The organism is Bartonella sp. AA86SXKL (genome assembly GCF_042196885.1).
In genome coordinates, this window is the sequence record NZ_JBHIRE010000192.1 from 573 (window position 1) to 901 (window position 329).

The 329-nt window shown below is 39.5% G+C and carries 1 protein-coding gene; it reads left to right on the plus strand.

The genetic code is table 11. The features are described from left to right. The coding region (locus ACFIO5_RS10910) for a M23 family metallopeptidase (RefSeq protein ID WP_375705413.1) at window positions 1–329 on the plus strand (329 nt) is incomplete at both ends.

Consider the following 329-nt stretch of genomic DNA (forward strand, 5'->3'; position numbering starts at 1 on the left):
ATGGTATTGTCATAAAAATGGGTGTTAGCGGTGGCTATGGAAACCATACAGAAATTCAACATCCCAATGGATATATCAGCAGTTATTCACACCAAAGTCGTTATGCACCAGATATCAAACCAGGCGTTAAAGTACGGCAAGGACAAATCATTGGATATGTTGGAACAACGGGAATGGCAACCGGTCCTCATTGTCACTTTGAAATTATTGTCAATGGCGTAAAAGTTGATCCCATGCGCATCCGTATACCTGACAGTAAAACCTTAACCAATCAAGATCTACAGGCATTCTTACGCGAAAAAAACAATATTGATTCTTTGCTAAACAGT